The organism is Streptomyces sp. SID14478, from assembly GCF_010548525.1.
In the GTDB taxonomy this organism is placed as follows: Bacteria; Actinomycetota; Actinomycetes; order Streptomycetales; family Streptomycetaceae; genus Streptomyces.
The window spans coordinates 1-12,052 of sequence record NZ_JAAGMG010000073.1 but is presented as its reverse complement, the minus strand read 5'-3'; the positions used below and the strand labels follow the sequence as shown (position 1 = coordinate 12,052).

Below are 12,052 nucleotides of genomic sequence, written 5' to 3'. Positions count from 1 at the left end.
GCTCGCCGCCGCGGCCCTGACGGGCGGCCCCCTCGCGCCGCGCACCGCACGCCGCCCCCTGCCCAAACCCCGCAAGGCCGCGGACGCGTCCCGTCCGGCGCGGGTGGGACGGTTCTTCGACGACGTCCTCGACCAGACCGGCGACGGCTTCGCGACCCGCGAGGACCTGTACGCGATGGCCCGCGCCGTGTGCTGGCCGCTCGACCTCACCGACGACGCCGAGCAGCGCGTCTACGACGCCTTCGACACCTGGTGGACCCGGCTGTCCGCGCTCGACGAGGACGGCGACGGCCGGGTGTCCCGGGCCGAGTTCGTCGCGGGCACCCGCCCGGCCGACGACGCGGACTCCCCGTACGTACGAGACGGCCTGCTCCCGGCCATGGCGGCGGTCTTCGACGTCGCGGACCGGGACCGCAGCGGCCACCTCGACATGAGCGAGTACCGCACGGTCTTCGGCCCCAAGCTGCACCCCGCCGACCTCAGCCGGGGTTTCCAGGAACTCGACGCCGACGGCGACGGACGCATCACCAAGGACGAATTCCTGGACGCCCTGCGGGAGTTCTTCGCCGTCCGTGCGGACGTCGAGGCGGGCGCCCGCCTCTTCGGCCGCTGAGAGGAGCCTTCCATGAGCGACGAGGACCCCCGCCCGCTCCGGGTGCTGCTGCGCACCTGCGACGGACGGCTGCGGGACCCGGCGGACGGCGACGTCGTCGGCCTGGAGGAGTTCCGGGCCCGGCTGCAGGCCGGCGAGCGGCTGCGCGTGCGGCACGAGCGGACCGGCGCCGACTGCACCCTCGACACGGTGGCCCAGGTCATCACGGCGTGCCTGCCGCACCGGGGCGCCCGCCTCGCGGACCTGCAGGGACTGTTCGAGGACGGGCCGTCGACGTGAGCCGCAGCCGCAACCTCCAGGTCGCCCGCCTCATGACCCTGCTCGTCTCCGACGTGCTCGCCTCCCGCGAACGCATCGACGTGGAGCAGTCCGCACTCGCCGGGCAGCGGCGCCGGGCCCGCCGCATCCGGGAGACGATCGAGCAGCTGGGGCCGTTCTGGGTGAAGGTGGGCCAGGTCCTGGCCACCAGGTCGGACGTCGTCTCGGACGCCGTCCTCACCGAGCTCGCCCACCTCCAGGACGCGGTGCACACCGAGCCCTTCGCCCTCTTTGAGCCGGTGCTCAGGGAAGAGCTCGGCGCGCACTGGTGCCGCCGCTTCCGGGACATCGACACGGACACACCGCTCGGCTCGGCCTCCCTCGCCCAGGTCTACCGGGTCGTCCTGACCGACGGCCGCACCGCCGTGCTCAAGGTGCAGCGCCCGGGCACCCGCGCCCGGGTGTACGCCGACATGGCCCAACTGCGCCGCGCCGCACGGATCGCGGGCCGCGCCGTCCCCCGTATCGACTCGGTCCTCGACGTCGAGGCGACCCTGCAGATCGTCTTCGACTGCATGCAGCCCGAACTCGACTTCGCGGCGGAGGCCAAGCACATGGCGCAGGGCCGCCGCATGGCCCAGGACTTCAAGGGCGTCCACGTCCCGGACGTCCACCTCGCCACCGGCCGGGTCCTGCTGCAGAGCCTCGCCCCGGGCGCCTCCCTCAACCAGGCCGACCTGTCCGCGTTCACGCCGAAGCAGCGCCACCGCATCGGCAGCGACCTGCTCTCCTTCATGTACCGGGGCTACTTCGTCGAGCGGATGTTCCACGCGGACCCGCACCCGGGCAACATCTTCGTCGACCCCGAGCACGGCGCCACCCTCATCGACTGGGGCATGGTCGGCCGCATCGACCGCAACCTCGGCTCGCTCGGCGTCATGGCCCTCACCAGCCTCGCGCAGAACGACGCGCGCGGCCTCGCCTCGGCCTGGACCGAGATGGGCCGCACCACCGAGTTCGCCGACCTGCTGGGCTTCCAGCAGGACCTGACCCGGCTCGTGCCCCGGATCGCGTCGGCCGCCCTGGAGGACCTCGACTTCGGCGTCGCGCTCACCGACGTCCTGCGCTGCGCCGCCCAGCGCGGCATCCGCACCAGCCCGATGGTCGGCATGCTCGGCAAGTCCATCACCAACATCGAGGGTTCGGTGCGTCGGCTCGCGCCCGAACTCTCCGCGCTCGACGTCTTCGAGGACGCCCTCACGGACGTGATGGTGGAGCTGGCCCGCGACGTGTTCTCGAAGGAGCAGACCGCCCGCCGCGCGATGGAGCTGATCGTCGCCGGCAACTCGACGGTCGACCAACTCCGCTCGCTCCTACGGGACTTGGCGAACCGCGAACTGACCATGCGGGTCGGCCTGCTGCCCGGCCACGGCATGGGCAGCGACAGCAACGGCATCCTCAGCCGCCGCGTCGCCCCCCTGCTCGCCGCCGGTCTCGCGGTGTGGGGGATGCGACGCCTCGGCGTACGGGCGGCAGTGGTCAGTAACGGTCCAGGATCGTCTGCGTCTTGAGGATGTCCCCCTTGTAGAGCCAGCCCTTCGCCTCGGCGACCGAGATCGCGTCGGCGTGCAGGGCGGCGGCGTCCTCGGGGTCGTCGGTCTTGAACGACAGCTCGACGACGTACTCCGTGCCGCTGCCGCTCGCGCCGACCACGGGCACGACCTCGATGCTCGCGTCGTCGGAGCTCTCCCACGCGCCCTCGTACACGGCCGACGTCACGGGCCCGTGCACCCGGGAGGCGCCGAGGGTCCCGGCGCCCCAGCCGTCGGAGTTCCAGTCGGCGAGCTTGCCGGGGACGTCGGCGGCGACCCAGCCGAGCCCGGTCGCCCCGCTCGGCATCGCGGTGCCGGAGTACCCGGAGTCGCTGTGGCTCTTCTCGTTGCTGAAGCTGAGGGTCTGCTTGGCGTACCCCCAGTCCACCTCGGCCGCGTAGTTGTCGTCACTGCTGTCGAACCCGGCGGCGTTCGCCGCGTCGAGCGCGGCGTCGACGTCCCCGCCGGTGACCGCGAACCGCTTCTTGTACGTCTCCTCGAAGTCCTTGCCGCTCTTGTGCCGCAGCCGCACGTCCCAGCCCTGGCCGCCGAGGCCCTGGGCGTCCGTGTCGTAGTACGCGTACGAGCGCGCCGTGGCCGAACCGGTGATCCCGAAGGCCGACTTGACCGCGGCGAGCGGGGCGTGGGCGGAGTCGAGCGCGGCCGTCGTGAGGTTGATCTTCACCTCGTACGTGGGGACGGCGTTGGACGCGGCGGAGGCCGGCGTCGCCTGGGCGGCGAGGGCGACGGCGGCGGCGAGGGCCAGGGCGGTGGACGCGGCGCGGCGCGTCAGCGGCGTGATCGGCGTGATCGACATGGCCGGACTCTGACGTTCCGGGATGGTGTCCGGGTGGCGGCCGGGTGTGGGTCCGGCGAACCCTCGGTGTCGGACAGGGCGCGCACGGCCCCGTTTCCCCCGCGAACCGGACACCGCTGCCATCCGGCGGAGATCGGTGCCCCACCGATGTCGAGAACCCGGCGCCTGCTCCGTCCCCGGGACAGGAGCGGCCACGATGGGCCGCACACCGAACGAGGAGAAGGCAGCATGGCGATTCAGCGGATGGACAACGTGGGCATCGTCGTCGAGGACATGGAGGCCGCCATCGCGTTCTTCGTGGAGCTCGGTATGGAGCTGGAGGGCAGGGCCGAGGTCAAGGGCCCCGTCGCCGACCAGTGCACCGGGCTCGACGGCGTCCACTGCGACATCGCGATGATCCGCACCCCGGACGGCCACAGCCGGCTGGAGCTGGCCAGGTACCGCACCCCCGCGGCGACCAGCGACGGCCCCCGCGACAAGCCGCACAACATCCTGGGCACGCACCGCGTCATGTTCGCCGTCGACGACCTCAAGGACACCGTCACCCGCCTGCGCCCCCACGGCGCCGAAGTCCTGGGCGACATCGCCCGGTTCGAGGACACCTACCTGCTCTGCTACGTCCGCGGCCCGGAGGGCATCATCGTCGGCCTGGCCGAGCAACTGTCCTGAGGCGCGACGCCGAGGGCCAGGGCCAGGGGGCAGGGGGTAGGGGCAGGGGCAACAAAGAACCCCCGGGCCGAGGACCCGGGGGCTTCATATGGAGCCGTTCCCCGTGGTTCCCCGCCCAACCTGGCACGGGGGCAGACGGATCTCTCAATGCGACAAACTCTCGGCGCGGAATGGGTGGCGCTTGTATGGTCGCCCGTGTGAGCGACACACAGAACAATGAGGACATTCCCGAAGAAGTCCACGATCGTCCAAGTAGGCCTCTTTCTCGATGGGAGCGGGCGTGGTCCGGATTTATCGGGACTCTCATCGTTGGGGCCGGGGGCGCGGCAGTATTTATGTCGAAGAGTGAAGCCGGGCCCGCTGTCATGGTCGCTATTGGTGCAATTCTGATTCTGATGTCTATAACCGGTTCCCCTATAACTCGCGCTCGTTTTGGCGATAATGAGGTAAACCTCGCCGCTCGCAGAGAGGAGGCTCTAGCGGCGATTCGGGAATCCGACCCCGATCAGGTCGAGCCAGCCATCGCAGTTATGGAGGCCTACGATCCCGGCTCGGCTAACCTCCCGCGCGTTCGCAACGTAACACGAGTCCAGATGGACTTGGAACTGCTTCACGATCGCATCGGTGCAGCGTTGAGGGCAAGGTATGGGGGGAATGTGAGCGAAAAGGTCGGGTCGAACAGGAGAACTTTCGACTTCGTAGTGGCGCACGAAGGATCAAATATCGCAGTGGATTGGCTCTACGCCCCTCCTGCGCAGTTCATTAAACCAACACACCTATTGGCTCACGTGGACATGATTTTGACCTCCGAATATAGCAAAGGGGTCATTGTGACCACTGCTGCGGTTTCCGAAGGTCTACGTAGTAGGGAAATGGACCGAGCCGCTACCCTCGGGAAGACGATCTCGATAGTAGAGACTGATCCGAGCGTCAGCGAACCCGCCTCGCTAATAGCGGCGATTGAATCACTGGCGTCCGAGGGATCCTAATACCCCAACCACCACTAACCCTCTGCCTGCGTCGATGGTGGACGGGATAGGGCCCCACGCTCGCCACGATGTGCCCACGGCCGTCGAGCACGGTGCCCCCTCCATCCCGAAGTCGGCCGATCCCCCGCCGGAGGCATCGTCCTTGCGCGTGGGCCGGACTCGTGGGGTGCTCGACTCATGACCTCCGGGCCTATCCACAGGGGGCGGGCGTCGGCGCAGCGGGCCGGAATTGGCCGGGCTGCGCCGACGGGACGCTGACGTCAAGTCACTGAAGATCCCGGTGCAGTTGGCTCAACCGGAGCGGACTAACGGGCGCCGTGCCCCCGGCGAGACCAAGTCGGATGCCGGGGTCCGGACCGTGCTTCTTCCCTCATTCCTGCGGAGCGAACTCCGGGCGCACATGGAGCTGCGGGGCAGTCCTCCGAACGGGCCGCCTTGATCTATCAGCACTCGGACGACGAGCGTCAGCAGGAGGTCGCCGTCGGCCTTGACGCGACTGTTCGTGCGCACCGCATAGGGAACGCGGAAGGCCCTGGCAGGCGCTAGTGGTGCGGCTATGGTGCGCGAGCGCTGAATGGGTCCAGACAACAAAGAACCCCCGGGCCGAGGACCCGGGGGCTTCATATGGAGCGGGTGACGAGAATCGAACTCGCACTCTCAGCTTGGGAAGCTGATGTTCTACCACTAAACTACACCCGCGTGGTACGCCCGCCGAAGCGGTGATGTACTGCCGGACACTCTACCTCATGCCGGGTCCCGGGCGCTCCTGCCCCCGGGGCCCGGCTGCGTTGTGGAGGGTGGAAGTCACTGCGGGTGAAGGGAGTTGAGGCGTACGGTGGACGGACCGCGCGAGGGTCGTTCAGGGGACGGGTGCGTGCGGAGCGCCGCCTGGAACGCCGTCCCTTTCATCCCGTAATGTGCCCCTCGTCGTCGGTCAGGAAACTGGCCCAAGGCTCGTGGGGAAGGGACTCCGGGACTTTGATGGACTCGATGGAACGCACCGTCGTCCGATGTGCCGAAGGGCACGTGTTCAGCACCGCGTCGTTCCCGATGCAGAAGGCCGACCGTCTCGGTCCTGGCCGGCTCATCCGGTGCCCGCGCTGTGCTCGGTTGCGGCATGCCGTTCCTGTGGGACCGGACGAGCGGTAGCCGTACAGGCAAAACACGCAAACACGCAAGCAGACGCAGGGAAGCGCGCGGGCCCGCCGATTGTGGCGGGCCCGCGCGCTCTGCGTATCCTCGCTACGTGCTTCTCTCAGACAAGGACATCCGGGCCGAGATCGACGCCGGGCGGGTACGGATCGATCCCTACGACGAATCGATGGTTCAGCCGTCGAGCATCGATGTGCGGCTCGACCGCTACTTCCGGGTGTTCGAGAACCACAAGTACCCGCACATCGACCCGAGCGTGGAGCAGGCCGACCTGACGCGTCTGGTGGAGCCGGAGGGCGACGAGCCGTTCATCCTGCACCCCGGGGAGTTCGTGCTCGCGTCGACGTACGAGGTCATCTCCCTGCCCGAGGACCTCGCCTCGCGACTGGAGGGGAAGAGCTCGCTGGGGCGGCTCGGGCTCGTGACGCACTCCACCGCCGGGTTCATCGACCCGGGGTTCAGCGGTCACGTGACCCTGGAGCTGTCCAACCTCGCGACGCTGCCCATCAAGCTGTGGCCGGGCATGAAGATCGGCCAGCTGTGCATGTTCCGGCTGTCGTCGCCCGCCGAATTCCCGTACGGCAGCGATCGGTACGGTTCGCGGTACCAGGGACAGCGCGGGCCCACCGCGTCGCGTTCCTTCCTCAATTTCCATCGGACCCAGGTGTGAGCGACAGCGACATGAGTGACGTACGCGAGAACCTTACGTACGAGAAGTTCGGGGTCGCCGTGCGCGAGCTCGCGCAGACGATCGCCGACGACGGCTACGAGCCGGACGTCGTGCTGAGCATCGCGCGCGGCGGCGTCTTCGTCGCGGGCGGGCTCGCCTACGCGCTCGACTGCAAGAACATCCACCTGGTGAACGTCGAGTTCTACACCGGCGTCGGGACGACGCTGGAGATGCCCGTCATGCTCGCGCCCGTCCCGAACGCCATCGACTTCAGCGACAAGAAGGTGCTCATCACCGACGACGTCGCCGACACGGGCAAGACGCTGAAGCTCGTGCACGACTTCTGCCTCGACACCGTGGCCGAGGTGCGCTCCGCCGTCGTCTATGAGAAGTCGCACTCGCTGGTGAAGTGCGAGTACGTGTGGAAGCGCACCGATGAGTGGATTAACTTCCCGTGGAGTGTCTTGCCTCCAGTGCATAAGTCTGGCGAGGCTCCTAAGGAGAACAAGGAAGCCCTCTGACGGCGCGGTGCGGTCAGCGCGGTGGACACAGCGCGACACCTCCAAGGGAATTCCGTCCTGGTCGAGGCTGGTGTGCAGACCATCGAGCACTGGCACGGCGGGTAGAAGGCCGAGGATCGCGGCCTCGGCCGGCGTCGGTCTCCGGGCGCTGATCTCATCGCGCTCGGCAACATCCGCCGGTGGACGCTTGCGGGCGATGGACGGGACGTCGAACCGGGATCTTGCCCTGCCGGGTGCACTCCAGCCTTCACCGAGTGAGACCCGTGTCGCGGGGCATCTCCGGCATTCGCCTGCGCGCGATGAGGAGTGGGTGCGCCGTGTGCGCTTTCTGCACGGTCGGTCGTAGGGCTATCGCCAGATGGGATCGATCAGGGCGGGATCAAAGATGCGTCGTCCCCGCCCTGCCGGATGAATGATCACGGCTGAGAGACTCTGCAACACGATCTCTCGCTGCCGCTCGATGGGGAGATCAAAGAACTCGACCATCGACAGGTCTCCCGCCGCTTCTCGGGCCTCAGCCTGCTTCTGGTCCTTGTAGAAGCGGGCTCGCTCCAACTTCACTCGTCACGCTCCTTCTCCTTGGCGGGGAGAAGCTGAAGCAGCGTGGACACGGTGATCTGTTTGGACTTCTCGGCCTCCAAGAGCTGACCAATGTCGGCCTGCACGGCGTCCAACTCGGCCTCTCCGGGCCACTGTTGTTCGGCCGGAACGCCCTGTGTGGCGGTCTTGTCGCGCTGCTCTTCGAGTACGAGTTCCGCGATCAACTTGTCCACGGGATCACCTACCCGTCCGACCTTGCCGCATCCGCCGTTCACCACCGAGCACTGATACGAGAACTTCGAGGCCTTCGAGCCGGGCTTCCATCGCTGGTTCACCTGGCCTCGGATCTTGGTCTTGCAGAGTCCGCACCGTGCGATGCCCGAGAGCAGGTACTTCCGCGCGAGCATCTGGCCCGGCCGCTGCTGCTTTCGCTCAGCGACTGCCGCGCACACCGCCTCCCACTCAGCCATGGTGTTGATCGGCTCCCACTCGCCCTTAACGGGCTCGCCATCGTCCCCGGTCAGGATCTCGCCGTGGTAGGTCCGGTAGCCGACCAATCGGGGGTTGGTCAGGATGCGCTAGACGTGGTGGTGAGCCATGCGCTTTGTGCCGGCGCGCGGGTTGCCCAACCCCTCTTCTTGCCACCGCGTGCGGATCGTGCCGATGCGGTCCCCGGCCAAGATCTCTTGCTGAGCTTGCCGGATCGCCCGGGCCGCCTCGGGGTCGACCTTCGTGCGGTCGTCCTTGCGCCATCCGTACGGCGCCGGGCCTCCGCTGTCCCGGCCCTGCTGAGCTAGCTCCAGGTGCTTGCGCTTGATCCGGCGGGACGCGTCATGGGAGGACTTGTTGGCGAACGCGACCATGACGCGGGCCATGGTCCGGCCGTCCGGAGTCGCCAGGTTCACGTCGTTGGTGACCGTGGCGAACTCGGCTTTCGGCCGCTCGTCGTAGATCTCGATCAGCCGTTCCAGATCACGCGGTTGCCGGGCCAAGCGGTCCAGGTCGTACGCGACGATGCCGTGGATGAGGCCGGAGCGAAGATCCTTGAGCATCAGCTCGAACTCGTCGCGTACGACGTTGCGCTTGAACGCCGATACGTCGTTGTCCTCGTAGACCTTCACGGCCTGCCACGACCAGAGATCGGCGAGGCGCTCACAGTCCTGCTTCTGCCGGGCAACGCCCATCGAATCGCCCTCGTCGTCCCGAGAGATTCGGGTGTAGATCCCCACCTTGCGCGCCACGATGACCGTGCCTCCCCCTGTGGTCCAAAGCACAGCAATGCTACTAACGTTATGCAGTCAAGTCGGCATAAATCATTAAACCTCCCGTCGTGCAGCGTTCCGGGCAGGTGCTCGACGCGTAGAGCCTGGTGAGCGGGGTGGACAACCATCGACGGCCCTCGGGGGTCTTGTCGGTGTCGTTGTCACCTGAACACCAGGAGAACTCCCGTGAAACACAGGTACCGCCGCGCCGTACTCGCCGCATCCGTCGTCGCCGCAGTGGCGGGCGGGCTGCTGACCGTGGCTCCCGGGGCGGCGGTCGCGGCGGGGTCCGGTGTGCCGAGTGACTTCAACGGTGACGGGACGGCCGACCTGGCCGTCGGTGCGCCGGGCACCCGGGTCGGCGGCGCGGTCTTCGGCAAGGGCAGCGACGGGATCAAGGGCGCCGGTTCCGTCGTCGCGTACTACGGCGGGGCCGACGGGGTGACGCCCGCACGGCACACCTACGTGGACCAGGACACGGCGAACGGGCCCGGGAGCTCGGAGGCGTACGACCTCTTCGGGGCGCAGACCGCGGCCGGTGACTTCGACGCGGACGGGTTCGCGGACCTCGCGGTCTCCGCGCCGCGGGAGGACGTGCCCGGCGACGTGGACAACGGCGAGGTGCAGATCCTGTGGGGCTCCCCGCAGGGGCTCGGCAAGGGCACGGTCCTCGCGGACCCCGCCCCGACCCGGCACGACCACTTCGGAGCGGGGCTCGCCGCCGGTGACTTCGACGGGGACGGCACGACCGATCTGGTGATCGGCTCCTCCTCCGCCACGCTGGACGTCTTCACGGGCGGCATCGCCAAGGACGGCACGCCCGGCAAGGTCGGCTCGCGCGCGCTGCCGCTGCGCGGCGCCGTCGACGCGGGAATCCTGGGTCTCACCGCGGGGGACGTCAACAAGGACGGCCGTACGGACCTCATCGTGGACGGTCTGAGCGACAAGGCGGACGCGGCGGGCGTCCACCACAACACCAACTACTACCTGCCGGGCTCGCCGAGCGGTCCGAGCGCGGTCGGCAGCAAGCGGCTGTCCGGCGGTGAGAGCGCGGCGATCGGCGACATCGACGGTGACGGTTTCGACGACATCGCCATCGGCGCCTTCTGGGGGAAGACCACGGCAGACGGCCCGATCGGCGGCCGGGTCGTCGTCAACTACGGCTCCGCCAAGGGCGTTTCGGAGCGTATGCAGACCCTCACGCAGGAGTCGGGGAACATACCGGGTGACTCGGAGGACTGGGACAAGTTCGGCGGCGCCGTCGCGCTCGGTGACATCGACGGTGACGGGAAGGCGGACCTGGCGGTCGGCGCCCAGCAGGAGAACTTCCGCGGCGCCGAGGCGATGTACTACAACAAGGGTTCCGTCACCCTGCTCTACGGCAGCGCCGGGGGCGTCGACACCGAGAACCGCGTGCAGTACTTCCACCAGGCCACCCCGGGCGTCCCCGGATCGTGGGCGGCGGGCCAGCAGTGGGGCGCGAACCTGCTGATGAACGACCTGAACGGGGACCACAGGGCGGACGTGACCGTCGGCTCCCTGTGGGACGACAACGGCGACGGGTCGGTGACCGTGCTGCCCTCGGACGGGCAGAAGGCGAGCGTCGAGGTGCCCGGCGTGGTCCGGCTGCGCGGCAAGGAGGCCGACATGGACCCGGTGGGCTACCCGCAGTTCGGCGCGTCGCTGGGCAACTCGCGGCCGCTGAAGGACATCGAGTACGCGGAAGGGTACTGATGCGTGTCCCCTGCCCGGGCCGCCCGGGCAGGGGACGTGCGCTCAGAACGTGCCGAGCTTGATGATCGACAGCAGCGCGACCAGCTGGATCGCGGACGCGGCGAGCGCCTTCGGCCAGGGCAGGTCGTGCGACTTGGCCACCATCGTGGTCAGCAGGGCGCCGGCCGCGAGCCAGGTCGCCCAGCCGAGGAGCTGCACGAAGCCCTCGTCGCCGCCGAGGAACATGCCGACGATCAGGCGCGGGGTGTCGGTGAGGGCCGCGATCAGCATCGACAGGCCGACGGTGGGCTGCCATGCGCCGTCGCCGCCGAGCTGGCGGGCCAGGGTGTGGGTGACCACGCCGAGCACGAAGAAGCTGAGGGTGATCGCGACGCCGGTGGTGAGGACGTACGGGATCGCCGCCGAGAGCGTGGCATTGATCACGTCCTCGCGGGCGCCGTCGAAGCCGAAGATCGCCAGTAGTCCGTAGAGGAACGTCACGATGAGCGCCGGGGCCCACATCGCGTAGTCGCGCATCTGCAGGTACGTCGGGGCCGGGCGCAGCACGACTCCGGACAGCAGCTGCTTCCAGTGCAGACGGGGGCCGACGGGGCCGGCCGCGGCCGAGCCCGCCTGGTAGGTGGCGCCCTGGGTGTACGCGTACGGGTCGTCGTTCACCGAGAACTGCTGGGTGTGGCCCGGGTTGTTCGCCGCGTACGGGTCGTAGCCGCCCTGGGGGTGGGGCGTGTTCGGGTCGCCGAAGTATTCCGGCTCGCCGTGCCCGTGCCCGTGCGCCCGTCCGTCGTCGCTCCGGGGCCACTGCGAGCCGCCCCCGTAGTACGGCGGGGGTGCCTGCGGGGGTCCCTGCGGGGCTTCGCGGTTGTCCCGGCCGCGTCCGTTCCTGAATCCAGCCACGTACTCGAACGTACCTGGTTTCGCGGGGCGGGATGCCGGGCCCGGGGTTCCGGGCCCGGCATTGCGGCTGAGCTGTGACATCCCTTACGGGGTGGGCCCGCGGTGCCCCCTAGGGGATCGGTCAGCGGGTGAACTCGGAGCTGGAGAACGTGGCTTGTGCAGGCGACGCCACCAGGTCCGCGTCCTTGGCGCCGCGCAGGACGACGACCTCGTCCTTGCCGCCCGACCCCTTCGCGGCGCGCTGCAGCACCAGGTCGTCGCGCCCGTCGCCGTCGAGGTCCGCGACGGCGACGACCCGGCCCGCGCCGGGCGAGGCGGCCACCACGCGGGTGCCGCCGGAC

Annotated in this window: 13 protein-coding genes, 1 tRNA gene and 2 pseudogenes; 8 read left to right on the top strand and 8 right to left on the bottom strand. The window is 68.9% G+C overall.

The genetic code is table 11. The annotated features are described in order from the left end of the window. The 3 genes from G3I40_RS02580 to G3I40_RS02570 all read left to right on the top strand — a co-directional run. Nucleotides 1-613 (top strand): EF-hand domain-containing protein (locus G3I40_RS02580; protein ID WP_203643278.1); only part of this gene is annotated, 613 nt, incomplete at its 5' end. A 12-nt stretch (nucleotides 614-625) separates the two neighbouring features. Further along, nucleotides 626-892, top strand: coding sequence for a hypothetical protein (locus G3I40_RS02575; protein ID WP_164300505.1), 267 nt, complete (start codon nucleotides 626-628; stop codon nucleotides 890-892). After that, nucleotides 889-2,442: an AarF/UbiB family protein gene (locus tag G3I40_RS02570; RefSeq protein WP_164300504.1), complete on the top strand. Its 1,554-nt coding sequence runs from the start codon at nucleotides 889-891 to the stop codon at nucleotides 2,440-2,442. Before G3I40_RS02575 ends, G3I40_RS02570 begins: the two co-directional genes overlap by 4 nt. On the opposite strand, the gene G3I40_RS02565 is transcribed toward G3I40_RS02570, so the two are convergent. Then, nucleotides 2,411-3,280, bottom strand: coding sequence for a hypothetical protein (locus G3I40_RS02565; RefSeq protein ID WP_164300503.1), 870 nt, complete (start codon nucleotides 3,278-3,280; stop codon nucleotides 2,411-2,413). The two genes, G3I40_RS02570 and G3I40_RS02565, sit on opposite strands and share 32 nt — an antisense overlap. Before the next feature lie 228 nt (nucleotides 3,281-3,508). Here G3I40_RS02565 and G3I40_RS02560 point away from each other — a divergent pair, with 228 nt between their 5' ends. After that, a complete protein-coding gene (locus G3I40_RS02560) occupies nucleotides 3,509-3,949 on the top strand; it encodes a VOC family protein (protein ID WP_164300502.1) in 441 nt (146 codons plus the stop codon). Nucleotides 3,950-4,146: 197 nt separating this feature from the next. Next, entirely contained in the window at nucleotides 4,147-4,938 is a 792-nt protein-coding gene (locus tag G3I40_RS02555) for a hypothetical protein (protein ID WP_164300501.1), read from the top strand. Between the two features lie 625 nt (nucleotides 4,939-5,563). Here the strand turns inward: G3I40_RS02555 and G3I40_RS02550 are convergent. Then, a tRNA-Gly gene (locus tag G3I40_RS02550) sits at nucleotides 5,564-5,637 on the bottom strand. A 547-nt stretch (nucleotides 5,638-6,184) separates the two neighbouring features. Here G3I40_RS02550 and dcd point away from each other — a divergent pair. Continuing rightward, nucleotides 6,185-6,760, top strand: coding sequence for a dCTP deaminase (dcd, locus tag G3I40_RS02545; RefSeq protein WP_164300500.1), 576 nt, complete (start codon nucleotides 6,185-6,187; stop codon nucleotides 6,758-6,760). Nucleotides 6,761-6,771: 11 nt separating this feature from the next. Then, nucleotides 6,772-7,281 carry a phosphoribosyltransferase gene (locus G3I40_RS02540; RefSeq protein WP_164300499.1) on the top strand — a complete coding sequence of 170 codons (510 nt, stop codon included), beginning with the start codon at nucleotides 6,772-6,774 and terminating at the stop codon, nucleotides 7,279-7,281. Between the two features lie 69 nt (nucleotides 7,282-7,350). Here G3I40_RS02540 and G3I40_RS48070 read toward each other — a convergent pair. The 4 genes and pseudogenes from G3I40_RS48070 to G3I40_RS46850 all read right to left on the bottom strand — a co-directional run. Then, a pseudogene (locus G3I40_RS48070) lies at nucleotides 7,351-7,398 on the bottom strand (hypothetical protein); the annotation flags it as partial. Nucleotides 7,399-7,629: 231 nt separating this feature from the next. Next, on the bottom strand, nucleotides 7,630-7,842 hold the full coding sequence (locus tag G3I40_RS46860) for a hypothetical protein (RefSeq protein ID WP_239091477.1): 213 nt from the start codon (nucleotides 7,840-7,842) through the stop codon (nucleotides 7,630-7,632). Then, on the bottom strand, nucleotides 7,839-8,378 hold the full coding sequence (locus tag G3I40_RS46855) for a zinc ribbon domain-containing protein (RefSeq protein ID WP_239091476.1): 540 nt from the start codon (nucleotides 8,376-8,378) through the stop codon (nucleotides 7,839-7,841). The genes G3I40_RS46860 and G3I40_RS46855 overlap by 4 nt, the downstream gene beginning before the upstream one ends. Before the next feature lie 21 nt (nucleotides 8,379-8,399). After that, on the bottom strand, nucleotides 8,400-9,062 hold the full coding sequence (locus G3I40_RS46850; RefSeq protein ID WP_343244800.1) for a recombinase family protein: 663 nt from the start codon (nucleotides 9,060-9,062) through the stop codon (nucleotides 8,400-8,402). Nucleotides 9,063-9,269: 207 nt separating this feature from the next. On the opposite strand from G3I40_RS46850, the gene G3I40_RS02525 reads away from it, so the two are divergent. Next, the gene (locus tag G3I40_RS02525; RefSeq protein ID WP_164300498.1) at nucleotides 9,270-10,817 is read left to right on the top strand and encodes an FG-GAP and VCBS repeat-containing protein; all 1,548 of its coding nucleotides are present in this window, start codon (nucleotides 9,270-9,272) and stop codon (nucleotides 10,815-10,817) included. Nucleotides 10,818-10,859: 42 nt separating this feature from the next. Here G3I40_RS02525 and G3I40_RS02520 read toward each other — a convergent pair whose 3' ends face one another. Next, nucleotides 10,860-11,792 (bottom strand): Yip1 family protein, encoded by a 933-nt coding sequence (locus G3I40_RS02520; RefSeq protein ID WP_164300497.1) that lies wholly within the window; start codon nucleotides 11,790-11,792, stop codon nucleotides 10,860-10,862. Between the two features lie 40 nt (nucleotides 11,793-11,832). Beyond that, nucleotides 11,833-12,052 (bottom strand): annotated as a pseudogene (locus G3I40_RS02515) (FG-GAP repeat protein); the annotation flags it as partial.

What these genes read in the sequence shown, in the direction of transcription:
- G3I40_RS02575 (WP_164300505.1), top strand. Translation starts at nt 626, where the DNA reads ATGAGCGACGAGGACCCCCGCCCGCTCCGGGTGCTGCTGCGCACCTGC.
- G3I40_RS02565 (WP_164300503.1), bottom strand. Translation starts at nt 3,280, where the DNA reads ATGTCGATCACGCCGATCACGCCGCTGACGCGCCGCGCCGCGTCCACC.
- G3I40_RS02560 (WP_164300502.1), top strand. Translation starts at nt 3,509, where the DNA reads ATGGCGATTCAGCGGATGGACAACGTGGGCATCGTCGTCGAGGACATG.
- G3I40_RS02540 (WP_164300499.1), top strand. Translation starts at nt 6,772, where the DNA reads ATGAGTGACGTACGCGAGAACCTTACGTACGAGAAGTTCGGGGTCGCC.
- G3I40_RS02520 (WP_164300497.1), bottom strand. Translation starts at nt 11,792, where the DNA reads ATGTCACAGCTCAGCCGCAATGCCGGGCCCGGAACCCCGGGCCCGGCA.